The following is a 26,204-nucleotide window of genomic DNA, read 5'->3' on the forward strand; positions in this document are numbered from 1 at the left end:
CTCTCTTATAAGGAGTACCTTTATGTCCGCGTCCCAGAAAACACCCTTTATTCAGCTGGATGCTGTCTCAAAGGGATTTACCTTCAGCAAAGAGAAGATACAGATCTTTTCTGATCTTACCTTGGGCATCGACGCAGGTGAATTCGTGGCAGTGATGGGGCCATCAGGATCCGGTAAGTCGACAATGCTCAATCTTCTCAGCGGGATTGATGCCCCTGACACGGGAAGCGTACGGATTGGGAATTCAAAACTGGAGCAATTGGGCGAGGCTAAGAAATCCAACTGGCGCGCCCATAATGTTGGCATTGTCTTTCAGTTCTACAATTTGCTTCCGACGTTGAATGTGGCTGAGAACATTGAACTGCCGCTGTTGCTCAAGCCGATTGGCCGGGCCGAACGTCGGGCGCGGGTTGAGAAAATAATTGACCTCGTTGGTCTGTCCGGACGTGGCAAACAATTGCCGTCCAGCATGTCAGGTGGTCAGCAACAGCGTGTCGGCATTGCCCGCGCTATCGTCAGCGATCCGCCGCTTCTACTCTGCGACGAACCAACCGGCGATCTTGACCGGGCCTCGGCGGATGAGGTGCTGGAAGTTCTGGGGTTTCTCAATCGCGAATTGAAGAAAACCATCGTCATGGTCACTCATGATCCCGAAGCGGCGACCCATGCAAGCCGCACCCTGCATCTGAACAAGGGGCAGTTCGTCGAAAGACAAGAGGCTGCCGCATGACTTTTCTGACACTGGCGAGGCGCAATGCCTGGCGCAAACCGATGCGGACGCTGCTACTGATGTTCTGCATCGCGGTTGCCTTTCTTATCTACGGTCTGACGGCCAGTTTCCTGTCTGGCACGCAAGGATCTGCAGGGGCCAATGACGATGTGCTGGGCGTGATGAATAAATCAGGTCGGGGCCAGACCCTGCCAATTGCGCATCTGCGCCGGATCGCAGCGTTGGACGGCGTCGCAGATGTCGCTTATATGTCCCGCCTGCGGGGGTTTAGTGAGGTCGAGCGCAATGTCGTGGTTGCCAATGCGGTGGCCGTAGATGATTTCGCCCGGATCAACGGTGACAGCCTCGCGCTGACCTCGGATCTTTTGGCCGCGCTCAAACAGGGCAGGGATCGCGTGCTGGTTGGCCGAGCCCTCGCAGATGCCCAAGGATGGCGCGCGGGACAGCGGATTGAGATCACCTCGTTCAACATTATGCAGCAGGGCGGAAACCGGAACTGGCGGTTCGAAGTCGGCGGTATTTTTGAAGGCAAAACGCCAAGCACCGATACATATTTCATGCTGGCGAACTATGACTACGTGAATGCACTGCGCAGCCGCGATGTGGATACAGTAGACGGATTTGTCGTCCAACCGGTGCCCGAAGTGACGGCCAGCGCTCTGGCGTCTCAGATCGATGCATTGTTCGCCAATACGGGTACACCGACACGCACCCAATCGGAAAAACAATTCCTCGAAGCCTTCCTGCGGCAGTTCGCCGATGTGGAATTGATCGTCTCGCTGGTTGTGGGGGCGGCATTCGTGACCATCCTGATGATCGTCATCAACACAATGCTGTTCGCGGTCCGTGAACGGACATTCGAGATCGGCGTGCTCAAGACTTTGGGCTTCAATAACCGCTTTATCGTGGTTCTCATTCTTTGTGAAACCCTGCTTATTTTTCTGGTTGGCGGGGCGGTCGGGATTGCTCTGACCAAAGCCGCAACACAGCTCACAGGCCCTGCACTTGGTCTGGTTTTGACAGGCCCAGTCGTGATCAAATCGTTGGTAATCACAGTGTTGCTGGGCGTTCTGACCGGATGTCTGCCCGCAGCGCTCGCGATGCGCACAACCGTCTCCAACGCTTTCAGAACGAGATAAGCTATGTATTTGCATATGAAACAAATCGTCGTGATGGTCTCTGCCAATCTTCGCAGCCTGCCCAAACGACTGTGGATTTCACTGTCCATGGTGCTTTCCGTGGCATTGGTGGTGGCGGTGTTGACTGGGTTCCTCGCCATGGCAAAGGGTTTTGAAACCGCGCTCGCCGGAAATGGGTCTGCTGGGATTGCGGTGATCCTTGGCGGTGGCACCAATCAGGAAACCAGCTCTGACATTCCATCCGGGGTGATCCGCAGCCTGCAAGCAACCTCAGCCGATCTTGGTCTTCAACGCGATGAAACCGGCGCCGTGATTTTCTCGCGCGAGATCGTCGTTCCGGTTGAAATCCAGTCGGCCGCCGATGGATCCCTTCAGACGTTGGCGCTGCGCGGTATGGACCTTGCGGGGATCACGCTGCGAGAGAATGCGGCTGTCGCTATTGGCCGCAACTTTGTTCCTGGCACACGGGAAATTGTTGTCGGTCGGGACCTTGCTGCGCGCGCGGGCGTCTTTGGGATTGGTCAGATCGTTCGGTTGGGGGCCGTCGACTGGCAGGTCGTTGGCCATTTTGAAACCGGTGGCGGTGCGATGGAATCTGAAATCTGGGGTGGGCTAGAGGCCGTGCAATCTGCGTTTGATCAGATGGGGCAGGTGCAGATCCTGCGAACTGCCCTTGCAGGTCCCAATGGTTTGGAAACTTTGCAGTCTGCGTTGCCTGCTCTGTCGCAAACGCCGTTGGCGGCCGTGACCGAGGTGCAATTGCTGTCCGCACAATCGGCGCGGACCTCGACGCTGATCCGCATGTTCGGCTGGCCGCTGGCAATCCTGATGTCGATTGGCGCCACGGTTGGCGCGATCAACACGATGATGACCTCAGTCGCCAATCGGTCGATGGAGATCGCCACGGTGCGCACGCTCGGCTTTTCGCGTTTGTCCGCGTTTACCGGAACCTGGGTTGAGGCGGTGGTCCTATCTGCTTTCGGTGCCGTATTGGGCGCGGCGGCATCATGGCTGGTGTTCAACGGTTGGCAGGCCAGCACGGTCGGCCCAAATAACACAACCACTGCGTTTCAACTTGAGGTCACCATCAGCGTTCTTCGCGATGGGGCATTGCTGGGGATCGCCATCGGCATGATTGGTGGCGCCTTGCCAGCCCTTGCCGCGACACGGGTGAAACTGGCCACCGCCCTTCGATCCGCAGGTTAGCCTTTCGACATTCCTAACCTGACTGCCTATGCCGACCTTCGCTATGCGGGGGTCGGCTTTTTTGATTTTGAGGTGCGTGGATATCGGCGTGTTCTGAGGGCTGGCTGATCACCGTCGCACTCCTTTCCCCCACAATCACTGCTGGGGTGCGGTCGCTGTAGTGCCACATATCCTGCGACCCTTCGTGTTAACCGTCAGTGCAGTACGCCGTTGTTGTTGGACATTGGTTGGGGCTGGAACAGTTCAGCCATTGCAATGTTGGCCGGATTTGCGAATGCCACGGGTGCAGCAGCCACATCACTATATCGTTAGATGATTCTCTTGAGACTGATTGCCGAATATCGGATCTGGCCGATTCTCGATTGAAACGCCTGTCTCGGTATTCACCCCATAAATGCACAACCTCAGATTGATTGAGGGCAGTATTGTCTGCTCTGAAAAAAGTCGGTGCTTCACCAACGTCGGCACGGAGGACTTCAGATTGCACGCTCCAGCAGCGACCGCTGCTTTCAGGCTGCCGTAGCGGAAGGAAAGGTTCGAATATACGTTTATAAGGGTACACTATCGTGAAAAAGGTCGTTCCCAGGTTGCGCGGAATTCACAGAGTACAACGTGAAATCGCTGAGCAAATCCTGTTTTCGACAGGGCTGGTCAGCAAAAAGGACCCGCCATGCTGTCTCTCGACCACATTCATTTTGCACCTGACGAAATCACGCGTGTTCCGCTGTGCGATCTTGGACCCAGCCATGGGCTGAGTGCTGGCGCCGTGAAGATGTACCAGCGCTTTTTCGAACTTGAGAGCGTCGGGCTGCAAGGGGATGATCTGAACGGGATGCTGGGCGCAGCGCTTGATGGCGTGCTCGCAACCAACGCGCAGCTTGTGACGCAGAGCGGTACTCTCTTTTATTGTCGCACCCAGACCCATCATGGGTTTGCGGATCAGGACTGGCTCCGCGGCCTCGCTGATGATCACGGTCTTGCTGGTTGGGAGGTCAATTCGCTGACGATGACCAGCTGCGCCTCTGCGCTTGCGGCGATGCGGTTTATCCAGGCGATTGAGGAAGAGCACCCCGTCATTATCCTGACAGGTGAAAAGGCGTTTCACTACAATGTGGCGCGTTTGCCCGTGGGTCTATTGGCCGAGCTGCCGACTGCCGCGTTGTTCAACGCGGGTCCAGATAAACGATCCGGGAAATGGACCGTACTCAACACCAGCGTGCGGCACATGCCGCGTTTCTTTCAGAACCCTGATGCGATGGCAGCAGATGATCGGCGTGCGCTACAGGACGAGTACCTGAGCGGAATGATTGGCTTTGTCGGGGACAGCCTGAAGAATTTCGGGGACGTCCTCAGCGATGATTTTCGGGTTTTGCCGCATAATCTCAACCTGCCCGTCACACGCGCTCTGCTGCGCCATTTCGAATGGGAACCGAGGTGCTTTCAAGGCGATGTTCAACGCCTCGGTCACGGTTATTGCTCTGACATTTTTGTCAATCTGACCGACTACGAGATTTCACACCCCAACCAGATTTCCCCCGGCACCCAGGTGTTCGTGCTGGCTGCCGGGACAGGCGTGACCTTTGCGACCTGTCTGCTGGAACGAACGGACTTCACTTAAAAGAGGTATGGAAAATTGACAGCGATGATTTTCAAGGCAATCGAAACTGCGCTCTCCGAGGTCACGGAACGCCAGGTTAGCGGTCTCACACCGGAGACCGAACTGGACAAGGCGTTCGATCTGGATTCCTACATGTTTGTTCAGTTTCTGCTGGCGCTTGAGGACCAGATCGACGGTTTGCAGTTTGACCCTGATGCCATTGGGCAGCAGGAGTTCAACCACGCAGCATCCCTGGTCAGCCACATCGAAGACCGTATTGGTGCGCGGCAGGTTGAACATGTTTGATCTGGACACATCAGACAGCTTGCCGACACTGATGGCTTTGGCGCGCAGGACTGCGCCAAAGGAAGCGTTGGCTGAGCTGGGCCGGATGCTGTCCGGACAGCCAGCCTATCCGGCATGTAATGGGATGGCGCTGCATGCGTCAGATTTTGGCACATCTGATGCTGCGATGATCCTCGATCTGAGTAATCTGGGCAAAACGCCGACCCTCACAGCACCAATGGAGGAGGTTGGTCTCGCGGCCTTCGACCTTCAATTGTCACAAAGCGATGCTGGTACGCCCAAGATTGCGGATGTCCTAAATCCAGCTTTCATAGCCCTTCGGCTGGGTTGGCTGATGCGCAGTCTTGATCTCGCCTTTGGCCATCTGGAGGGCCGCGAGAGTTTTGGCATCAAGCTGCTACATCAGCCGCTGATTAAGGCGCAATTCTCTGAAATCAGCGCTGCGGTGGATCGTCTCATGGGAGAGACCCAGCTGCCGGGCGCACCGACCGCAACAATGATGCTGTCCGCGCACCGCGACATCGGTGTTTTGTTTGGCAAGGCGGCCAAGCTGATGGGCGGACGCGGGCTGCTGGAAGGGCAATGCCACGGGCTGGAATTCCTTGATGCGGTCTTCTTCGCTCTGGTCCGACCTGCATTTGACGGGGTTTCTGATGATCGGGAACGGGGCTGATCATGACGGGTACTAGTCACTATTTATTTGATTTTAATGGGATGAAATTGGTGTCCCAGGGCCGTGTCCAAACACCTCTATCCGATCCGTCGCCATGTCAGATCTCGCTCGATCAGACGTGCAGGGGCCAAGCGGCATCCAATCCTGTGGACCGCGCGTCTGCGCCGGGACTTGGCCCGAACAGCCGCGTGCCGCTGGTCTACCTGCACCGCGATTACCACAAGGACGAGCGCTCGCCTAAATTGCTCGATATCCTGAATGTCTTGCAGCACAGCGGTCCTGTGCATGCCTTGCGTATCAGCAGTGTGGCCACAGCCAGCTCAGCGCGCGGGTTTGTGCAGGCGCTGCTGGAACTGTTTCCCACCATCGTTGTGCTTGAAGACGTGGCGCAAAGCCCAGAATTTTGGGACAGCCGGTTCTATGTGCTCTCAGCAGAGTGCTGCACCGATATGCCCATGACGGACCAAGGCGCAGGCGCTGCGCCCCTGTCCGTCCGTTTTTCCGACCTTGGCGACCTTTCCCCCTCAGTGCGGAGCTAGCACCATGCAACCAGCCATTTTTCCAGCCGGCGCGGATGACATCCTGCCACCACCGCGCCGTTCAGTCTGGTCGGTCCTGTCCGAAATCATAGTCATGGCCATTCCCTTTGCGACCGGGGCGATCATCGTGTCGGGACTGCACCTGGGGAAGGTGGCGATCCTGGCTCGTGCGCCACAGGCAACGCCGCTTGAACTGCAATCCATGTTGCAGCCTGCGTTCCTGCTGGTGCTGGCCCTGATGGAAGGCCTGGCGATCTCCAATCAGGTTTTTAGCGCCCGGTCCAAAAACAACTGGCCGCGCTCTGCAATTCTCCCAGCATCCTGGCGGATGTCAGGCTACGCTTTGATTGGTCTGAGCCTTTTTGCGGCCATCGCCTACGCCGTCTCTCAATATGTTTCGATAGAGGACCCGCTGTTTCGCGAAACGCTCGACTATCTGCCGCTATATATCCTATCCCTTAGCGCGTTTGTCGTGTTTGACATTTTCTATGCTGCCATGCGTGGGCAGGGCAAACTGGCGCGCAGCCTGCTGCCGTTTCTTGGGCTTGCAGTGCTGGATCTGGCAACCACATATGTGCTGCTAACCGAATACAATATGGGGTTTGAGTCCGTATTGATCGGCAATCTGGTCGGCCCGATTTTGATGCTGCCGGTCATCGTTTTGCTGCTCAAACGTGAGGCCGGTCAGGCCATTACCCATCTCAAGGAACAGGTCAAAGCTCGCACGACACAGTTGTTGATGTTTGTGGGCACCCCGATTGCGCTGACGATTTTGGTGGGCTCTCTCAGTGCCGCTGTGATCTTTCCGGTGCTGGCAGAGTTCGGCAGTGAATATGCCTCGGCCTTTCTTGTGGTGATGCGGTTCCGGGTGTCCTTTATGATACCGGCCATCGCCATCGGTTCCGTTATCGCGATCCTGGTGAACCAGTTGGCAGAAAACAGCACCCCGACGGCACGGCTGCAGTATCTGGGCATTGGTGTGCCCGTGATGCTGGGCTTTTACGGGTTGCTGACCGCGTTGCTGCCATTCTGGGGCGATGACATGATCCGGCTTCTTGTCTCGCCCAGCCAGAACACCAACGAATTGCGCGCGGCCACGGATCTGGTGATGCAGGGCCTGCAACTGACATTCTTCTTTGTGTCAGGGGCGGCGATGCTTCAGGTGGTGATGGAGCAGCTGGGGCGTGCAACGCAGGTCCTTATCATTGCCATCGTCACTGAAATCATCACCGGCGGTGTTGTGTTCTACGCTCAATACGTTGGCCATGATCTGAATATGGCGATCTGGCTGTTGTGCGTGGTCAGTGGTCTGACGTTCGCTTTGTTCTTACTTCAGTTTGCTTTCCTCCTACGCCAACAGGGGCGCCGCGATGCTGTATGAACTCGCCTTGCCCGGTTTACTTGCACAAGGCGGCTATCGCTGGCTCCGCGCAGTGCGGCGGTCTGCGCCGCAGGAGCCCGCGCTGCGCTTGCGAACCGCGCGGTCCCGGTTGCGGCGGCTGGAGATAGACCTGCTGGATCGTCTGTCACCTACATTGGCTGCGCGGTTGTTGTTACGGCGGTTTCATCAAAATCAGTCAGAAACGCCAACACCGATCCCAACGAACCGCGACCAGCAGCTGATCACCGCCAGCGATGCCTTTCACTGTTCAGGCATCTACGTGCGACAGTTTGGTCCTACAAACGGGCCACGTGTTCTGCTGGTTCACGGCTGGAACGCAGACGGACGCATGATGCTGCCACTGGCGCAGGATCTGGCCGACCGTGGTTTTCGGGTCGATGTGCCGGATCTGCCCGGCACCGGTGAATCGCGCGGGCCTGTGCGCAGTTTTGTGGCTGTCGCGCGGCGCCTAAAAAACATGTGCCCGCAGGATCAGCCGTATGAGGTGCTGGTCGGGCATTCAGCTGGTGGTCTGATGGCGATGATCGCACTGGGGCTGGGGTTCAAGGCGCGCCGATTGGTGACCCTTTCGGCACCATCTTCACTGGACCGCCTCATGGAGCTCTACCTGCGCTTCACCGGACAGCCCGCCAAAACCGGCGCTGCCCTGATGCGCAGATATGCAAAAACCTGCGGCAGAGAGCTGGCAGAGATCGGACCGGCCGAATGCAGGAAAACAACCCTGCCGATGTTGGTGATCCACGCACAGCACGACTGGCAGGTGCCCCCAGCCGAGGCGCAACGCATCTGTGCCGCACGCGACGGGATCACGCCAATTTACCTGCGCAACTGCAACCACAGATCGGTGCTGCACCATCCAGAGCTGCTCGGCCTGATGGAGCGGTTCTTTCATGAAACGTCAAACGCGGGGAGCCGGTGATGCTGCATATCGTTGATTTTGAACTGGATCACCCTGAGCGGACGGAGTTCCTGGAAGAGATTTCCGAGGATCTTTCGCTCAGTCGGAACCAGCGGCGCATGTTTTCGCGCTTCTTTGGTTTTGAGGCGTTTCACTACGATGAACAGGCCCCATTGGCGCAGATGACTTCAGGTGCGGTGGACAGGCTGCTGGCGCGCAATCCACGCAGTGCCGCCGCACTTAGCCATGTATCCCATTGCCATACCCTGCCGGCAATCACCCATTGCGATGGCGAAAGCTCTTCGATCCTTGCGCCATTTGCCGAACAGGGGCTGGAGGTGTTCAGCGCCACTATGAACCATTGTGCAACGGGATTGTCGATGTTGTCGGCAATGGATCAATTGCTGGGCGATGCAGATACCGGGCTTGTCCTGATCGCTGAAAAAGCTTTCCACCCTGATGTGCGGTTGATCAAGAACACCACGATTATGGGCGAATGTGCGGCGGCGGTTCTTGTGCGTCGCGAGGCCAGCCGCCTGCGGGTTGTTGACAGTCACACCCAGCATGAAACGCGGTTCTGGCAGAACACCGGACATCTTGATGAACCCTATCTTGAGGGGTTCGAAGACATGTATCTCGATTTTGCGTGCAACACTCTGACCAACGCGCTGAAGCGGTTCGGCCTTGGGATGGAGGATGTGCGTTTTATTCTGCCGCATAATGTCAACATGGCGTCCTGGATCATGATTGCTCAGATCCTTGGGTTTGACCGTCATAAGGTCTGCCTCTCGACGATTGCGCGCTTTGGGCACTGCTTTGGTGCCGACCCGTTCATCAATCTGATGCAGCTCATCAAGGACGACCAGCTGGTAGCTGGCGACCGGCTGCTTCTGTTCAGCATCGGCCTGGGCGCTACGGCGACCTGCACATTGGTTCAGGTCAACTGACCCTTTTTTAATTCAGCGTACTGGAGAAGAAACATGACAGATCACCAATCGATTGTCCGCGACGCTCTGCAAGGAATTGGCCTTGGGCCGGAACGTGTTGAAGCTGCCTTGAATGGTAGCCCTATTTATGGGGTTTCGGGTCTCCTGAACTCGCTCGAACTGGTGCAGTTTGTGACCGAACTGGGGGAAGTCACCCGGATAGATCCGACCGAGTTTTTGTCGGTTGGGGAAAGCGGACTGAACACAGTGGTATCGGGCATCTCGAGCCTCTGCGGGTTTCTTGAGACACGCATGTGTCTGCCGGAAGGGGTGTAAGGGATGACTGATTTGTTCCCAGACACCGACCTGCGCCTGATCGACGAGATTGCGACAACCGCGGGGACGCCGTTCTACCTCTATGATGCCTCGGTGTTGCGGGGGCGATTGGATGCGCTGCGCGCAGCCCTCCCGCAGGTAGATTTTTTCTACTCGCTCAAGTCCAACCCGAACCTTTCGGTGACGCGGGTGTTGCATGGCCATGGGGCTGGCTGCGAAGTGTCCTCGCTGCTGGAGCTGGAAACGAGCCTTCAGGCCGGTGCCACACCTGAACGCATCTTGATGGTGGGCCCTGGCAAATCCGAGACCGAGCTGACGCGTGCCATTGAATTGGGGATCAAGGCCATCGTGGTCGAGTCCGCCCATGAGTTGACCCAAATTGATGCCTTGGCGCGCCAGCTGGGTCGTGTCCAGAATATCGCGCTGAGGGTCAACCCAGACTTTCACGCAGGCGGTGCGAAGTTGAACATGAGCGGTCGCCCAACCCAATTTGGTATCGACCAATCTGAGCTGTCCGAAGTGCTGAAGCAGGCAGAGAGCTGCGCTCATCTGCGGCTGTGCGGTCTGCATGCCTATATGGGCACTCGTATCCTGACCCACGAAACTGTTGTCGCCAATGTGCGCAACATTCTGAACCTGGCGACCGAGGTCATATCAAGCCTCAAGGCCCCCCTCGATTTTGTCGACGTTGGTGGTGGATTTGGTATTCCCTATTACGACGGCGAGACAGAGCTGGATCTGGACGCTCTTGGTCAGGCGGTCACGCCGCTTGTTCAGAGCTTTGGCGCCACACATCCAAAGACCCGTGTTGTGATAGAACTGGGGCGCTATCTCTCTGGTCCGTCCGGGCAGTTTGTGACCCGTGTACAGCAGACCAAGAGCAGCAAGGGCGAGCATTTTGCGGTCTGCGATGGTGGCTCTAACGTCCATGTCGCTGCGGCTGGTCAGGGTTTTCTGCGCAAGAATTTCCCGATCCGCTTGTTGCGGGACGGTAAGGCAGCGATCAAGGACGAGGCGGCGCAGCCCTGGACACTGACCGGCCCGCTGTGCACACCGCAGGACGTGATCGGTAAATCTGTCCCGATGGCAACGCCGCAGGTGGGCGATTTGATCTCCGTCGGGCAATCCGGTGCTTATGGACCAACGGCCTCACCGGTGAATTTCCTCGGCTTCGGTGCCCCCGCAGAAGTCATGATCGACGGCACAGAGCTGCTGCTCGTTCGATCCCGTGACACGGTAGAGGCGCGCCTGGCAGTGCAGCAGCCATCTGACCTGCGGTCGGCCACCCACATAAATTCCAGCACCAGTCATGCTCCTGCGGCGCTGGCCGATCTTTATTCTTCGGCACCCGGAAATGGGCTGGAGGGAACACCGTTTTCAGACCCCTGTCTGGAGCGACTGACCGGATTGCAGACGCTATTTCGCGAAACCGGTGCCCGTCTGGACCGCGACCCCGAAAGCTGGACCGCACTTTGGGAGAACCCAACGGTACGTGCGCTGACCACCATCGGCGTGCCTGAGAAATTCAATGGCTTCCCGTTGCGTGACAGTGGCCTTGGCATTTCGGATTGCCCCTATGGTCTGCATGTCGCCATGGTCGAACGTCTGGCACGGTTTGACGCCAACTGCATTTTGTCGCTGCCGGGGCCGTCGCTGTCCGGTGGCGCGGTGCTGGCAACGGGCACCGACGCACAGATCGCGCGGTTCTTTGACGGATACCGATTTGGCCCGCAGGGGACGTTCTTTGCGGTGACAGAACCGGATGCTGGATCCGATGCCTCCAACGGGCGCAGTACGCTGGGTCTGAAAGACGGAAAACTGGTCCTGAATGGTGTCAAAACATTGGTTGGTGGCATTGCCCGCGCCGAAATTGGCCTGTTCTTCGCGCATATCGAGGAAACCGGTCGCATGGGGCTGGTGATGATTGCGCCATCTGATGCGCCCGACTGTGTGAAAATCGAACGGCTTGGCACCAATGGTCTGCGCGGGGCGGATCTCTGCCAGATGACTTTGACCGACTTCCCGGTGACGCAGGACATGATCCTTGGCAGCGGGGGACGATCTCTGCGGGATGGCTTTATGGCCATCAACGGTGTCTTCGAACGCAACCGCCCCATGGTTGCCGCGATGGCGCTGGGATCAGGGCGCGGCCTTATTGAGTTGATGTTGGAAGATCCGACACGGCTCCCGGCGTATCAGGACCTGTTGGCCAGCCACACTGCGCTGTTGGTGCAACTGGTTAAGGTGATCCGCGCGCAAGAAAACCGCCGCCCCAAGGTTCAGGATATCAGCAAGGTCAAAATGCAGGCCGTGAGCTTTGTCGACCAGGTGGTGCGCCGGATCACGGATCAGGATCCGATGCGCTTTTTGCAGGATGCCGAACTGCGGCGGCGATGCCGGGACGTGAAGGCCTTTGAATATATGGAGGGCACCAGCAATATCCATCTTTTGAACGCCTACCGGTCTTATACCGCAGGGGTGGATCAATGACGTTGCGCATTGCACCCGGCAGCCTGATCTGTCGAGAGTTCGGCGGATTGGAAGCCGCAGATCCCAACTGGCTCAAGGAAGTGGACTATTGGGAGGACTACAACAGCCGGTTCTTTCGTGCCAATGGCAAGACCTACCAATCTGCTGACAGCAATGTGCAGACGTGGCTGACGGCGGATGACCGGGCACCCTACGCGGCCATGACGCGGGAGTTGCTGGATGATCTGTCGTCCCGCATGGACCTGTCCGATATTGATCTGGTGCTGATGGCACATTGGTTGCCGGACATCCACCTGGGCACCTCGGTGACCAATTTCGCCCTGCATCACCTTGGGGTGAAGGATGGGTTTGGTTTTGCGATCTCTGATCGCGGGCGCACGGCACCGCTTTTTGCCATGCATTGCGCGGCCCGCTACCTCAGGTCGGGACGGCGCAAGGCGCTGGTGTTATCGATGGATCAAAAACATCTGCTTTATCGCTCACCTGTTGTTGACGCGCTGGAGCCGGTCAACAGTGCCGCTGCCATGGTGCTGGAACGCGATATCCAAAGCGGGATGCAGTATTCAGGCTATCGGCGGTTGATGCTGACCGACCAGGATGATCTGGCAACGGCTGTTACCAATCTCTGTGTTGAAATGGGGCGGGCACCAGAAAACGTCTGCCTGATCGCAGCGCCGGATCTGTTGACCAGGGCCGCGCATGCAGGGCAGGTGATTGCCCAATCCACACGGCTGCTGTGTGCTGCCCCATTTGCGGCGCTGCATGATGCACAAACCCAAGGGGTCAGTGGGGCATACTTGGTATTGAGCCAAGAGCGAAATGCGGTGTCAGCCATTATGCTCAGCGCTGATGAGATGAGACTCGCGGCATGAGACTGACGGCGCTGGCAACCTACATTCCCGAAGGGCGCATCGACGCGGAGGAGATCATTCGCGATGCGGGTGGCTCTCCTTCCGAAGCGCGGGTGTTCGAGCGGTTGTTTGGCTTGGCGCAAGTGTCGAGCTGTTCGACCAAAGAAACACGTTACGATCAATTCGCGCGTATTCTTGAAGAGTTGCAGGCCCAGAGTGGCGATGCGCCGCTGCCAGATACGCTGATTCATGTTCGGGGCCTGCCGATGCGCGATGGCCCATCTGGTGCCGTCCTGCCGCGTTTGCGTCAGGAGTTTGGCTTTCTGGCAAAAGTTCAGCAGAAGTTCGATCTGGACCAAACCAATTGCGCAGGGCTGATCTGGGCACTGGAACTTGCGCGCACCTTGATTAGGGCAGGGCGTGCACGGGTGGTCGCAGTGGTCGCTGGTGATGGTCACGAACGGCTCCGTCTGGCAGACCGCTATGTTCCGGGTAGCACACTTATGGGCGATGCGTTCTGTGGTCTCTTGCTTATGCGAGACACCGATGTGGCTGCCGATGTCGGGTTGCACATCGGTGACATCTCGCTGACCTGTCATCCCAGGTTTTCCTTTGGTTACAAGGGGACCACAGCGCAAATGGGTACATTTTATGCCGCCCATGGCGAGATTGTTAGCAAGACGCTTCAGGATCTGGGGTTCGACTGGGACTGCGGCTCGACGCTTCTCCCCCACAATGTGAACAGATTGGCCTGGCACAGTTTTTGTGCCGAAACGGGCCTTGCGGCTGATCGTATCCGCCTGGGGCTGCTGCCGGACATCGGGCATTGCTACACCGTGGATCCCTTTCTGCTTCTGAAACAGGAGCTGGACGACCGGATCCGTGATCGCGACAGCGCCCCATTCACGCCGGTGACGCTGCTCTCCGTTGGCATGGGGGGCTATGCCGCCGGATGTCAGGTCAGTGCGGCTCGCGCAGTGGTTTCCTCTTCCCATTCCACATATTTTCAAAGGAGCGGCACACATGCTCTCTAAGCAGAATCTCCTGACAAATTTTCTTGAGCAGGCAGCGTCTGATTATCCGCACTCGACCGCAGCGGAAGACAGCACCAGACAGCTGACATTTGCCGAAATGCGCGACCGCGCCCAGCGCGTGGCGCAACTGCTGAAACAACAGGGCGTTGCGCGCGGCGATCATGTGGTTCTCTGCATGAGCAATTCTGTCGGTTTCTGTGTGGCCTTCTGGGCCACGCTCTACGCTGGTGCCGCTGCAGTTCCGCTCAATACGGACACAAAGGCGGCCAAACTCGCTTTTGTCCTTGGCGATTGTGCGGCAACGGCGGTGATCCACGATGATGATCAGTCCACAAAGATCACTCAATCCCTGCAAGATGCAGGTTCCGATGCTGCCGTGATCAGTTTCGGTGCCGAGACCGCGTTCTCTGCTGCGCTGGATGGCGCAGGCGACAGGCCTCAACAGGCCCCTGCAACAGTGTTGGACCAGGATCTGGCCGCCATCATCTACACCTCCGGGTCCACCGGAAACCCCAAGGGCGTGATGCTGTCGCATCTCAATATGACCAGCGCTGCCCGTTCGGTGGCTGAGTATCTTGGTTATCAGGCCACGGATCGCATCTTTTGCGCCATCCCGATGACCTTTGACTATGGGCTGCATCAGCTGACCATGGCGACGCTCACAGGTGCCTGCCTACTGGTAGAGCCCTCCTTTGCACGGCCGCTCTTTGCGCTCCAACGCCTGGCCAAAAGTGGCGCAACCGTATTCCCGGTGGTGCCGACAATGGTGCCCCTGATTGCGCCACTTGCGGCGCGGTATGATTTCTCTGCTGTTCGCAGCATCTCCAGCACGGCAGCGGCCCTCCATGCGCCGTTCATCGACCAGCTTGAGGTGATTTTTCCAAATGCCACGGTGTTCTCCATGTATGGCCTCACCGAATGCCACCGCTGCACCTACCTTAACCCCGCGGAACTGACGCGTCGCCGAACCAGCGTGGGCAAGGCCATCCCGAACACCGAACTTTGGGTCGTGGACGCTGATGGGAACTCGCATCGGCGCAATGCCACCGGAGAATTGGTTATTCGCGGCTCGACCGTGATGAAGGGCTATCTCAATAACCCTGAAAAGACGGCAGAAAAGCTGCGTCCCGGGCCGATGCCGGGCGAGCAGGTGCTCTATACCGGTGATACCTGCCGACTGGATGAGGACGGCTTTGTCTACTTTATCAGCCGTTCAGACGACATCCTCAAAGTCGCCGGAGAAAAGGTCGCCCCCAGTGAGGTCGAAACCGCTCTTATCGCCCATCCTGATGTCGACGAAGTTTGTGCGCTGGGCGTAGATCACCCGGTTTATGGCCAACAATGTTGCGCTGTTGTGAGCGGGCCGGATGTGTCCTCGCCCGATAGTGCGCGTGCTTTGAAAACATGGTGCGCCGACCGGTTGGAGGCGCATGTGGTGCCCGCGCGTATTCTGGTCGTCGAGGCATTGGCCCGCAACGGCAATGGCAAGGTCGATCGCCATCTGCTGCGTGAATGGCTGGATGCGGGCACCTCGTCCGGAAACCAATCTGACGCCGTCAGCCGGTCCCACGCTGATCCTGTCCCATCCTGACCCAGTTCAGTCCTGACCCTTTACCGAGGTACAATTATGCAAAATATCGAACAGATCATCACCGATGCGCTTATCGAGCTTCTGGATATGCCCGACAACAGCCAGATCACGGCCCAAAGTCGTCTGCAAGAGGATCTCGGTGTCGACAGTGGCTTGCTGCTGGAGCTGTTTATGGCAGTCGAAGAAAGCCTGCCGCAGGCGGTTCTGGATCCGGCGATCATGAAGCCAGAGGATATCACCACGGTCGGCAGCTTTGTCGGAATGGTTCGCGACAGCATGGTCGAAGAGGCGCCGGCATGACGTGTTTCGCTGTCGCGACATCTGACAGCACAGAGGCACACGCACGGCTGCGAGAGATCTTTGCCGCCTTTGAGGGGGACAGCCGACCGGCCTATTGTGTCGCCGGGGCCGAGTTGAGCTTTGCGGTGCTCTTTGATCATGCCCGCGCTCTTGGTCAGCGGTTACATGAACAGACCAGCGGTGGCCGTCACAAGCCGGTTCTGATTCATGGCCACAAGGATATTCGCTATCCCGTTGCCTACTGGGCCTGTCTGCTGGCCGGGCGCACCCTGATCCCGGTTGAGCCGGAAACGCCTGCGTCGCGCATTAAGCAGATTGCCGAAACCTGTGGAGCTTCCACACTGCTGATCGCAGCGCCTGGCGGGACCGATCTGTCGGGGGTTCTGTCGTCAACCTCACTCGCGATGGTGCCGGTGCCGGATCCACTTGGCCCAATCCCTGAGGGGCTGCGGGACGCATCGCAGACCGATGTCATCAAGGACCAAGATCTGGCCTATTTGATGTTCTCTTCCGGCACGTTGGGGCAGCCCAAAGGCATCGGCATCACCTATGCCAATCTTGTGGACTTTATCGACTGGCTAGATGTGCTCTACCCAGAAAATATCGAGATGACTGGTGTCTCTGGCGTGATCCGCCATTGCTTTGATGTGTCCTTGTTTGAACTGTGGATGTCGTGGACACGTCGTCTCCCGTTGGTTGCGTTGGATCATGCGGATTTTGCCAATTCGACGGCTTATATCAACCGTTTGGCAGAGCAGGGCACTAGCCTTTGGGTCTCAACCCCGTCTATTACGCGCCTGTTTCTCACAAACCGCCGGTTCAACGCCGGTCAGCTGCCAAAACTACGTAACTTTGTGTTCTGCGGCGAGGTTCTGACCAAGAAAATTGTCACTGCGCTGTTTGAGCGGTTTCCCGGATGCCGGATTACCAACACCTATGGCCCGACCGAATGTACGGTTGCCGTCACATCTGTGGATATCACCGAGCAGCATTTGCAAGCCGATCAGGATCTGCCCATTGGTGCTGCCCGGCCGGGAACCGGTTTGGAGGTTGCGGCATTGGCAGACGACCTTCCGGGAGGTGAACTTCTGATCCGGGGCGCCAGTGTTGGCGCAGGTTATGTCGGTTTGCCGGAAAAAACCAAAGCGGCCTTTCCCGAAGCCGGACTTTACCGAACCGGGGACCGCGCATGTCTGGCCAAGGACGGACTGTGGTACTTCGCAGGGCGTATCGACCGAGAGGTCAAAATCCAAGGCGTCCGCATCAACCTCAATGATGTGGAAACCCATCTGCGCAATCTGCCAGGGGTGGAGGATGCCGTGGTCGAACCGCAGATGTTGCGCGGCGTGCCACACGCTTTGTCGGCCTATGTGCTGGGGGTGCGTGCGCTTGCGGATCTGCAGCACCTGCCGGCGACCCTCGCGGCGGAATTACCGCCCTATTTGGTGCCGCGATATTGGTATGCGGATTTCCCCGCGGGCCTGAACCAGAATTCCAAATTTGATCGTGCAAGACTGGCAAACGCGGCAGCAGATGCCCGCCTGCGCCATATCCATATGCCATCTAGCGTTGCCAAAATCGCACAGGAGGAACCCGCATGACCCGCAAGGAGATCCCGATCTTCGATGCCAATTCAACCATGTTTCAGAACATTGGTTTGTTGAAAGTGGCAGAAACCGCGACCCGGCAGCATGGCGATATCGTGGCCATTCGTGTCAGCGACACCCGTGATCTCTATATCGCGGGCAGTCCTGAGTGTTTTCACTACTGGCGTGGCCATCAGGGGCATTTCCAGACCGACCTTGGTGATATTGCCAGCAATCAGGCCATCACGCGCATGTTGCTGGGCGATGAGCTGCAGGATCCCCGCTGGAGCGATGTGTGGGTGCTTACGGCCAACCGCATGTCGGCGATTGCGCGGGACTTTGATGGCTGGCTAGAAACCGCCCTTGCAGACGCAACCCGCACGTTGATCGCCGAACTGCCGCAGGATGGTACAGCGGCGGATCTACGCGATATCTGTCGTGACTGGTCTATCCGCGCGGTGTGCCCAGCGATTTTTGGCGCTGATCTGGATGTGGCTGAGATCGCGCAGGGGGTTGCCGATGTCGAAGGCTTCTACTTCGCCATGAGCACAAAAGATGCCGCCGAGACCGCCGACCATGAAACTCTGGCCGAGTTTAAGGCCGCACGCGGCTTTCTGGACAAGGCCATCACAACCGCTTTGCGCAACAGCACACCGTCTGATCCTAATTTGATTGCGCAGATCGCAACGGTCATTCCGCAGGATGTGTCCGAGGCAGATCGGCTCAATCTGTTGCGGCCAACCGTGGGCCATGTGATCACCGAAAAGCTAAATATCGGCGGTCTGAGCCTGTTGTGGACCTTGGTGCAACTTGCCCAGGATCCACAGCTGGCCGCAGACATCAGTGCGGAATGTCACGGCAATGATCCATTGACGATGCGGGATGCCGACAGCCCCCTGGCGCTGTCCTCGGTCAAGGAAGGGCTGAGATTGTTCCCGGAGTTGCCGTTCATTTACCGTATCACCAGCGAAGAGGTCCCCATTGGCGACTATGTGATCCCCTCCGGGGCGACGGTTGTCTTCGCGCCATGGCTGGTGCACCGCGACCCGCGGTTCTGGGAGTCCCCTAAACGTTTTCAAGGGGATCGCTTCCTTGATGAAGCACAGCACCGCGCCCACTACTACCCCTTCGGGGTTGGCGCCCGCATTCGCTCGCGTGCCAATTTTATGCTGCATCAGCTGACCTTGGCCGCGCGATCCATCTGCGCGGCGCACAGTCTGGCACTCTCGCCTGATTGTCCGCGCGGCAACATTCGCCCGCTGTTGCGCTCGGCGCTTATTCCGCGCGGCGTCGTTCCGGTGGTCTTTGCTCCGCGTGACGCATCAGCAATGGCTGCGGACGATCAATCATTCGCTGATGCCACTCAATGATGCCTGCCCAACCGGATCAATCACGAAAAGGAAGATCGCAGATGTTTGAGACATTTATTGCAGACCTCCGTGAAACCCTGCTCTCGCAACCGGACCGCCCGGCATTGATCACCTCTGAGGAGGTGATCAGTTTTGGCAGCTTGGCTCGCCGGGTTGAAGGCATCCTGCGCGCGCTCGACGATATGCCGCCGGGGCTCAGCCTGATTGTCGGTCATAAGGAACCGGATTGCATTGCCGCGATGATTGCCTGCGCCATTGCTGGGCGCGCTTTTGCCTTTGCCGACCGCTCCACGCCGATGGACCGCTTGGAACAGATCGCCAGCACCGCCGCGGCCAGTCATATCTTGGCCTTTGGCCAGGAAACTCTGCTAGGTGGTTTGCCGGTCCAGACGCTAAAGGACCTGCCGACACGCACGCCTCAGCTGGAATTGGGAGCTGCGCTCTCTGAGGAGGGACCCTTCTATGTGATTTTCACCTCCGGCAGCACCGGCACGCCAAAGGGGGTGCCGATTTCACGGGGCAACTATATGGCGCTGCACCGTTGGTATACGCCGCTACTGGGGGCTGTCAGACCGGAGGGGGCGCATGTGAACCATGCCAGCATGGCCTTTGACATGGGCATGTTTGATCTCTGGCCAACCCTGTCTCTGGGGCGTCCTGTGCATTTGCTCAACCATGCAAACAACATTATGCCCCGCAACAACATCCGTCATCTGACCCGCGTTGATGTGGCCTCTCCGGCGTCTTGGGCGTCGACCCCTTCGCTGTTGCAATTGATGTGCACGGACCCGCAGTTCACCGCTGAAAACCTGCCGGATCTGCGCTTTTTCGTGGTCGGCGGTGAGATGCTGCCGGGTGCGCTGGTCCAGGAACTACAGACCCGCTTTCCGCAGGCTCAGGTGCTGAATGGCTATGGCCCGTCCGAGGCGACTTGTGCGACGCATCTCTACCCGATCAGCGTCGCAGATGCTGGTGCAGATGGCGCGATGAAAATCGGCTGCGCGGTTGGGGAAAACCGGATGCAGATCATCGACGCAGACGGTGAAGACGTTCCCGCAGGCGAGCAAGGCGAGCTGGTCTTGTCCGGCCCGCAGGTTATCAGCCACTATTTGCCTCGGGATCACCCCGCCAATGCCGCACTTAACCAAGAGGACGGCATCAATACCTATCGCACCGGTGATCTCGCCCGTCTTGATGTGGATGGAAATCTGATCCTGCTGGGCCGGATCGACCGGCAGGTCAAACTTCTGGGCAACCGGATAGAATTGAACGAAATCGAGCGTATCGCAGAAGGCTACTCAGCTGTACGCAAAGCTGTCTGCCTGCCGCAAAAAGACGCCGCCGACCGCGTCACCGGGTTGCAGCTCTTTGTAGAGCCTCTGGCCGGGGCCACCTGTGAACGGGATGGCTTGTTTGCCCATATGGGCAAACATCTCTCGGCGCAGGTGCTACCGCGTGATCTGCGGATTGTGTCGGCTTTTCCGGTGACCAGCAATGGCAAGCTGGACACGCGCAGCCTGCTGGAGCTGCCGACTGCACGGACCCCCTCGCGCGGCATCGCGGCATCTGACACGGGTTTGATGGCGGAGGCTGTGAAATGAGCCTGTTCGCTGACGCCGATAGGCCCCGCTGGCCCGATCAAACGGCCGCGGTGATTGGATCCGGGTTTGCCGGCATGGTGGCCGCCGCCGTTCTGGCGCGGGTTTTTGGCACCGTCTGGCTGATTGATCGCGAAGACCATCCAAATGTGCCTGCCTTGCGCAAAACCGTTCCGCAGGCCGCCCATGTGCATGCGTTGCTGCAATCAGGTCAGAATGTGCTGGAACAGGTTTTTCCCGGCTTCGAATGCAAGGCCATCGCCCAGGGAAGCCTGCCGCTCAAGGTTCGGAGCGGCTGGCGCAGCTTCAGTGCAGGGCGCTGGTTGCCGCCGGTCGAAACCGGGGTGCAGGTTTTGTCGCAAACCCGTCCGGCACTTGATCATCTGATCAGACAGCAGATTGCTGGTATCGCGGGCATACTTCCGCTGTTGGGGCGTGTTACGGGCTTGCTGGCGGATGACGCGGGCGCGATCTCTGGTCTGCGCTTGCTGCAAGACGGTACCGAGCGTGAACTCGCCGTTGATCTGGTGGTGGATGCTGCGGGCCGGGCAGAGCAGGGCGCAGGCTGGCTTGCGGCACTTGGCCATACCGCACCGCCGGTTGAAACCGGATACCCAGAGGTTCGCTATGTCTCTGGCCTGTTCTCCCGCCAGCTTGACGCAGGTGAGGATCTTGCTGGGTGGCTCAACTTTGCCTCGGCGCCGATGACACGCGGCGCGGTTCTGGCGCCAGTAGAAGGGGGGCGCTGGATGGCCACGGCGACCTGCCGCTTTGACACGCAGGCCCCCGCAACCCCAGCAGAGTTTCGGGCGTTTCTTGAGGCGCTGCCAGACGACAAAATCAGCAGCCTGGTTAGGGACGAGACTCTGGTGAGCGAGCTGAAAAGCTATCGCATCGCCTCTGTACGCTTCAACCGCTTTGATCAGGCCACACAGCCTCTCCCGCTGGGCTACCTGCCCATTGGGGACCGGATTGCCACTTTTAACCCGCTCTATGGTCAAGGCATGTCGGTGGCGGCGCTTCAGTGTCAGGCGCTTGCGGATGCCTTGGGGCAGGTGACAACCGCTGATCCATCTTCCGACTGGCGTGCGGCTCTTGCTGCACCATACCTAGCCAGTGCTGCGGTGCCCGCCGAAGCTGCGTGGCTGATCGGTCAGGCAAGCGATATGGAGTATCCGGCCTACAGGGGTCAGCCTTCAGCGGCAGCAGTGGCCCTGAACAAGGATCTACGCCGCGCCTTTGCGACCTCAATCGGCCGGGCCGACAGGATGCGCCGCATTGATCAGGTACTGCACCTGCTTGAACCTCTCTCGCATTTGTCGTCGCTGGTCCACCGCCCCACTGGCTCGGGTGATCCGCGTCAGGATACGGCCTTGGCACAGGCGCGCGACATCTCCCCCGCTTTGAATTGATGAAAGGAATTGCCCGATGAAACTCTTTACCACGGCTCCCCCCTCTGTTCGGTCCAGCGCAGGGGATTATCTGAGCAGGATTGCCGATATCGCCCGCTGGCATGAGGATGCAGGCGTTGAGGGCATGTTGATCTACACAGACAATTCGTTGATGGACCCATGGACGGTCGCCCAGGCAACCATTGAACGCACATCCAAATTTGTGCCATTGGTCGCAACCCAGCCGCTTTATATGCATCCGTTGGCAGTGGCGCGAAAAATCTCATCGCTGGGGTTCCTCTACGGACGCAAACTGGCGTTGAATATGGTTGCAGGCGGGTTCGTGCGGGATCTCAAACAGCTTGGCGATCAGGCCGAACATGATCCGCGCTATGATCGGCTGACCGAATACAGCCAGATCATGATGGCATTGTTGCACGGCGAAACCGTGACGCTGGCTGGGGAATACTACCAGGTTGAGGGGCTGCGACTGGAGCCTGCGCTGGACGAGGCGCTGATGCCGGATCTCTTTGTGTCCGGTATGTCACCCGCCTGCCAGGCCACAGCCGCGACGCTGGGGGCCACAAGGTTGAGCTACACAAAACCGCGCGAGCAGCTGGATCAAGCCGCAGTTGCGGGCAAAAACCTTGGCGTGCGATTTGGCGTGATTGCCCGTCCACGCAGCGAAGACGCCTGGGAGGAAGCCCGTGCGCGGTTCCCGGCCGACCGGCGCGGCCAATTGGCCCATCGCATGGCACAGGGGACATCCGATTCCATCTGGCACCAGCAGATCTCAGCCGTGGCCGAAGAACTGGAAGATGCGCGGTCCGGGGCCTATTGGCTGTTTCCGATCAAGAACTACAAGACCTTCTGCCCGTATCTTGTCGGCAGCTACGAAGAGGTAGCAGACTACATCCAAAGCTATATTTCGCTGGGGTTTGAAACGCTGATCCTTGACGTGCCGCAAGGGCGCGACGATCTGGCCCACACCATGCGGGCCTTCGATCTTTGCCAGCAACCGGTGGTGTGAGCGGCGATTATGTTCAAACGCACTCTATTCGAAGCAGATCATGAAACCCTGCGCCACCAGATTGCTGACTTTCTGGAGACACAGGTGGTGCCGGATCACCCGCAATGGGTGGCGGATCGACAGGCTCCACGTGCGATCTGGCAACAGGCTGGTGCGGCAGGGTTGCTCTGTCGTACCATCCCCACCGACTGCGGCGGGCACGGTGGCGATTTTCGGGACTCAGTGGTCATCATTGAAGAAATCGCCAAACGGCGGCTCTGCGGTCTTTTGACCTTTCTTCAAAGCGATATTGTCGCCCCCTATCTGCACCGCTTGGGGAATGAGGTTCAGCGGCAGGAATATCTGCCGGGCCTGTGTTCAGGGCGGCGCATTGGGGCGATTGCCTTGACCGAACCGCAAGGCGGCTCCGATCTGCATGCGCTGAGCTGCGCGGCAGAACAGGACGGTGACGAGATTGTCCTGACGGGGGAGAAGACACATATCTCAAACGGCTCTCAGGCCGATCTCATTATCGTGGCCGCCCGTAAGGGGGGCACGGATGGGGGGACCGGACAACCCACGGGCTTTGACATGGTGCTAGTGGATGCCGACGCACCCGGCCTGACGCGCAGCCGGATCAACAAAACCGGGATGCCTGCGCTTGACACCAGCCATTTGCGGTTTGACGGTTGTCGCGTGCCACAGGGCAATCTCTTGGGGGCCAGCGGCATGGGGTTCTTCTATCTGGTGAGCTTCCTGAGCATCGAACGGCTGGTGCTTGCGGTCTATGCTCAGGCCATGACAGAGACGCTGCTGCAAGAGACGGTGAAGCTGTGCAGTACACGCCAGACCGGGCAGGGAACGACATTGGATTATCAGGCAACGCAATTCCGGCTGGCTGATCTCTATGGTGAGGCCATGGCCAACAGATCCTTTGTCGACAGCTGCATTACAGATCATCTGGCCGGACGGTTGGACAATCGCAATGCCTGTATCGCCAAACTGCGCAGTACCGAGACCTTGGCTGCGATTGCGGCGGCGAAACTGCAACTATCTGGTGCCCGCGGCTATTGCACGGAGGGACCTGACACCGCAACGCAGGACGTGCTCGACAGTGCGATTCAAACCATCTGGGGCGGCAGCAGCGAAGTGATGCGCAATGTGGTGGGAAGCAGCCTCGCAAACATCCTGTGAGGTGGTGCATGCCCGCGTCTGATCATCATGTCCCGGTCCCCGCATTGCAACCGGGGCAGGTTCACCTGTGGCAGGGGACTGTGGGCTGCGGCGCTTTGGCTGATCTTGACCCAACCGTCCTGTCACCGTCAGAGCAGGCGCGAATGGCCAGCATCGCAAACACCGACGCGCGCGCGCTTTATGCCGCGTCGCATGTGGCCCTGCGACATGTTCTTGCAGCCTATGATGGCCGTCCGGCCAGAAACCTCAGGTTCAGGACCGCTGAAGGGGGTAAGCCAGGGCTTGTTGACGGGCGCGGGCTGTCATTTAACCTGTCGCATTCCGGGCAGATGCTGCTGATCGCGGTGGCCGACGATTGCGAGCTGGGCGTCGATATTGAACAACAGCGAGGCGGCCACAGGTCCGAGGCCGTCGCCCGCCGTTTCTTTGCGCCCGAAGAATATACTGCGCTGGCAACATGTCCTGTACATCTGAGGTCAGACTATTTCACCCAGATATGGGCGCTGAAAGAGGCCTATATCAAGGCCACGGGGCAGGGGCTTGCGCAGCCACTGCAGGGATTTGCGGTCCAGTGTCTTGAGGACCGTGCCGAGCTTATGCGCTGTGACATAGGCAGGCCTGATGATTGGACATTGGTCACCTGGACACCGACACCCGGATACAAGGCTGCTCTGGCCGCTCAACGACCGGCGCTCGAGGTCCATCATTTCGATCTTTCTGAGGCAGACATCCCCAGCCCAGCAGGTTCTCTTTTCCGCAAACCACATTCTGGCCGTCCTTAATCCGTATTGAGGACGCGCGCGCTACCGCGATCAGCCAGATTGACCCCGTCCTCTGGCGCAGTCCTGATATTTCACGACAGGGGACATGACCCGCAGCAACCGGTCGCGATCTGAAATCCGCGACTGGTCAGCAGACCCAAGAGGTATCCCATGACCGCCCATCGTTTCCGCCCCCCGTCGCTATCTCATCTCACCCGCTTTATGGCCATTGGTCTGGCCGCGCTTGGCATCGGCAGCGGTGCCGCCATTGCAAAGAGCGTGCAGATCCCTGAACTGGCGACCCCGATCACCACGGTCCGGCTGATTGGCGATGAAACCACGCTGAAGCTGAGCAACGGAATCGGCGCGGCGCAAACGCTGGAAATCTCGACCGGGAACAGCGTTGGTTGCCGACTGGATGCCCGCGTCGAACAGAGCGGTGACACCTTAGAGATCCATCTGACGCGATCCGGGATCGAAACCAGCTGGTGGTGCGAACCGGAGCTGCACATCGCCATGCCGCCAGAGCTGGGCCTCAAGGTTGAGGTCGCCAAACTTGTTGCGGATATTCGCGGTGCTTTTGGTGCGGTTGATATCGCATCGGAGAACGCGGTGGTGAATTTTACCGGCGACGCGGCACATTTCAAGCTGACTGGGGCAAAGGCGATTTCCCGCCTGGAGTTCGGCCCCGCGACAAAACGTGAAAACGTGGATGTGGCAGTGCCGCTGAACCTGTCGCATGTCTCATTCCGCACGGAATAAAACACCAGCGTGGCGATGGATGCTGATCACATGCTGTTCTGGACCCTTGCGGCTTGGACCGCATGACCCAGGGGGCTATCTGGCCAAAATGTGAATATTGAGAAACGGAATTGTGCAATAAGCTCACAACCTGTTATAGAGCAGATGGAAATTGAATAACCTTATGGGAGGTCTGGATCTCTCATAGGTAAAATACACTGACGTAGGGTGACCAGCGGTGCGACCGAGGCGCAGAACAACTCAGACTTCCACGAGATTGTCCCGTCTCATCCTGCGGAGTCCCAAGCCATATCACGCGAAATTAGAGCGCTCTGGGGCAACATCATCATCGTCCCGCCGGGCCTCACACGCAGGCCCGGCGACCCTAATGTCGGCACCGCATCATGGCCCGCATCCCCCCAGGTCTTTTATTCGAACATCCCCGACACCGGATATGAAATTGACACAGTCGTTTCATCTGGACAGGGCATCGTCAAACAGAGGTGAGAGACGCGATCCTCGGCCGCGCCCGCCTC

The 26,204-nt window shown here is 58.4% G+C and carries 24 protein-coding genes; all 24 read left to right on the top strand.

Translation table 11 applies throughout. The annotated features are described in order from the left end of the window. The first annotated feature begins 22 nt into the window (after positions 1–22). The 24 genes from PhaeoP97_RS06720 (at position 23) to PhaeoP97_RS06835 (ending at position 25,689) form a co-directional block, all read left to right on the top strand. Positions 23–730, top strand: a complete 708-nt coding sequence (locus PhaeoP97_RS06720; RefSeq protein WP_014874477.1) for an ABC transporter ATP-binding protein — start codon at positions 23–25, stop codon at positions 728–730. Then, positions 727–1,869, top strand: coding sequence for an ABC transporter permease (locus PhaeoP97_RS06725; RefSeq protein WP_072504415.1), 1,143 nt, complete (start codon positions 727–729; stop codon positions 1,867–1,869). The genes PhaeoP97_RS06720 and PhaeoP97_RS06725 overlap by 4 nt, the downstream gene beginning before the upstream one ends. Before the next feature lie 15 nt (positions 1,870–1,884). Continuing rightward, on the top strand, positions 1,885–3,075 hold the full coding sequence (locus PhaeoP97_RS06730; RefSeq protein ID WP_237028989.1) for an ABC transporter permease: 1,191 nt from the start codon (positions 1,885–1,887) through the stop codon (positions 3,073–3,075). Between the two features lie 670 nt (positions 3,076–3,745). Beyond that, positions 3,746–4,693, top strand: a complete 948-nt coding sequence (locus tag PhaeoP97_RS06735) for a 3-oxoacyl-[acyl-carrier-protein] synthase III C-terminal domain-containing protein (RefSeq protein ID WP_072504417.1) — start codon at positions 3,746–3,748, stop codon at positions 4,691–4,693. Positions 4,694–4,717: 24 nt separating this feature from the next. Continuing rightward, a complete protein-coding gene (locus PhaeoP97_RS06740) occupies positions 4,718–4,978 on the top strand; it encodes a phosphopantetheine-binding protein (protein WP_014879848.1) in 261 nt (86 codons plus the stop codon). After that, positions 4,971–5,651 carry a hypothetical protein gene (locus PhaeoP97_RS06745; protein ID WP_072504418.1) on the top strand — a complete coding sequence of 227 codons (681 nt, stop codon included), beginning with the start codon at positions 4,971–4,973 and terminating at the stop codon, positions 5,649–5,651. Before PhaeoP97_RS06740 ends, PhaeoP97_RS06745 begins: the two co-directional genes overlap by 8 nt. A gap of 146 nt (positions 5,652–5,797) precedes the next feature. After that, positions 5,798–6,190 (top strand): hypothetical protein, encoded by a 393-nt coding sequence (locus PhaeoP97_RS06750; RefSeq protein ID WP_237028990.1) that lies wholly within the window; start codon positions 5,798–5,800, stop codon positions 6,188–6,190. A gap of 4 nt (positions 6,191–6,194) precedes the next feature. After that, positions 6,195–7,571 carry an MATE family efflux transporter gene (locus PhaeoP97_RS06755; protein WP_072504420.1) on the top strand — a complete coding sequence of 459 codons (1,377 nt, stop codon included), beginning with the start codon at positions 6,195–6,197 and terminating at the stop codon, positions 7,569–7,571. Continuing rightward, positions 7,561–8,511, top strand: coding sequence for an alpha/beta fold hydrolase (locus tag PhaeoP97_RS06760; RefSeq protein WP_072504421.1), 951 nt, complete (start codon positions 7,561–7,563; stop codon positions 8,509–8,511). Before PhaeoP97_RS06755 ends, PhaeoP97_RS06760 begins: the two co-directional genes overlap by 11 nt. Then, positions 8,511–9,437 carry a 3-oxoacyl-[acyl-carrier-protein] synthase III C-terminal domain-containing protein gene (locus tag PhaeoP97_RS06765; protein WP_072504422.1) on the top strand — a complete coding sequence of 309 codons (927 nt, stop codon included), beginning with the start codon at positions 8,511–8,513 and terminating at the stop codon, positions 9,435–9,437. Before PhaeoP97_RS06760 ends, PhaeoP97_RS06765 begins: the two co-directional genes overlap by 1 nt. A gap of 33 nt (positions 9,438–9,470) precedes the next feature. Next, positions 9,471–9,752, top strand: coding sequence for a hypothetical protein (locus PhaeoP97_RS06770; protein ID WP_072504423.1), 282 nt, complete (start codon positions 9,471–9,473; stop codon positions 9,750–9,752). A gap of 3 nt (positions 9,753–9,755) precedes the next feature. Continuing rightward, complete coding sequence (locus tag PhaeoP97_RS06775; protein ID WP_072504424.1) at positions 9,756–12,242, top strand: acyl-CoA dehydrogenase family protein; 2,487 nt, start codon at positions 9,756–9,758, stop codon at positions 12,240–12,242. Then, positions 12,239–13,114 carry a beta-ketoacyl-[acyl-carrier-protein] synthase family protein gene (locus tag PhaeoP97_RS06780; protein WP_072504425.1) on the top strand — a complete coding sequence of 292 codons (876 nt, stop codon included), beginning with the start codon at positions 12,239–12,241 and terminating at the stop codon, positions 13,112–13,114. Before PhaeoP97_RS06775 ends, PhaeoP97_RS06780 begins: the two co-directional genes overlap by 4 nt. Continuing rightward, positions 13,111–14,127, top strand: coding sequence for a beta-ketoacyl-[acyl-carrier-protein] synthase family protein (locus PhaeoP97_RS06785; protein ID WP_072504426.1), 1,017 nt, complete (start codon positions 13,111–13,113; stop codon positions 14,125–14,127). The genes PhaeoP97_RS06780 and PhaeoP97_RS06785 overlap by 4 nt, the downstream gene beginning before the upstream one ends. After that, entirely contained in the window at positions 14,117–15,718 is a 1,602-nt protein-coding gene (locus tag PhaeoP97_RS06790) for a class I adenylate-forming enzyme family protein (protein WP_072504427.1), read from the top strand. Before PhaeoP97_RS06785 ends, PhaeoP97_RS06790 begins: the two co-directional genes overlap by 11 nt. Before the next feature lie 36 nt (positions 15,719–15,754). Next, the gene (locus PhaeoP97_RS06795; RefSeq protein WP_027247433.1) at positions 15,755–16,018 is read left to right on the top strand and encodes an acyl carrier protein; all 264 of its coding nucleotides are present in this window, start codon (positions 15,755–15,757) and stop codon (positions 16,016–16,018) included. Then, on the top strand, positions 16,015–17,619 hold the full coding sequence (locus tag PhaeoP97_RS06800; RefSeq protein WP_072504428.1) for an AMP-binding protein: 1,605 nt from the start codon (positions 16,015–16,017) through the stop codon (positions 17,617–17,619). The genes PhaeoP97_RS06795 and PhaeoP97_RS06800 overlap by 4 nt, the downstream gene beginning before the upstream one ends. Further along, positions 17,616–18,974 (top strand): cytochrome P450, encoded by a 1,359-nt coding sequence (locus PhaeoP97_RS06805; RefSeq protein WP_072504429.1) that lies wholly within the window; start codon positions 17,616–17,618, stop codon positions 18,972–18,974. Before PhaeoP97_RS06800 ends, PhaeoP97_RS06805 begins: the two co-directional genes overlap by 4 nt. 41 nt (positions 18,975–19,015) lie before the next feature. Next, the gene (locus PhaeoP97_RS06810) at positions 19,016–20,575 is read left to right on the top strand and encodes an AMP-binding protein (protein WP_072504430.1); all 1,560 of its coding nucleotides are present in this window, start codon (positions 19,016–19,018) and stop codon (positions 20,573–20,575) included. After that, positions 20,572–21,984, top strand: coding sequence for an NAD(P)/FAD-dependent oxidoreductase (locus tag PhaeoP97_RS06815; RefSeq protein ID WP_072504431.1), 1,413 nt, complete (start codon positions 20,572–20,574; stop codon positions 21,982–21,984). The genes PhaeoP97_RS06810 and PhaeoP97_RS06815 overlap by 4 nt, the downstream gene beginning before the upstream one ends. Positions 21,985–22,000: 16 nt before the next feature. Beyond that, positions 22,001–22,993, top strand: coding sequence for an LLM class flavin-dependent oxidoreductase (locus tag PhaeoP97_RS06820; RefSeq protein ID WP_072504432.1), 993 nt, complete (start codon positions 22,001–22,003; stop codon positions 22,991–22,993). A 9-nt stretch (positions 22,994–23,002) separates the two neighbouring features. Then, entirely contained in the window at positions 23,003–24,166 is a 1,164-nt protein-coding gene (locus tag PhaeoP97_RS06825) for an acyl-CoA dehydrogenase family protein (RefSeq protein ID WP_072504433.1), read from the top strand. An 8-nt stretch (positions 24,167–24,174) separates the two neighbouring features. Next, the gene (locus PhaeoP97_RS06830) at positions 24,175–24,948 is read left to right on the top strand and encodes a 4'-phosphopantetheinyl transferase family protein (protein WP_072504434.1); all 774 of its coding nucleotides are present in this window, start codon (positions 24,175–24,177) and stop codon (positions 24,946–24,948) included. A 150-nt stretch (positions 24,949–25,098) separates the two neighbouring features. Then, positions 25,099–25,689: a hypothetical protein gene (locus PhaeoP97_RS06835; RefSeq protein ID WP_072504435.1), complete on the top strand. Its 591-nt coding sequence runs from the start codon at positions 25,099–25,101 to the stop codon at positions 25,687–25,689. Positions 25,690–26,204 lie beyond the last annotated feature (515 nt).

Origin of the sequence: Phaeobacter porticola, from assembly GCF_001888185.1 — a bacterium.
GTDB classification, from domain to species: domain Bacteria; phylum Pseudomonadota; class Alphaproteobacteria; order Rhodobacterales; family Rhodobacteraceae; genus Phaeobacter; species Phaeobacter porticola.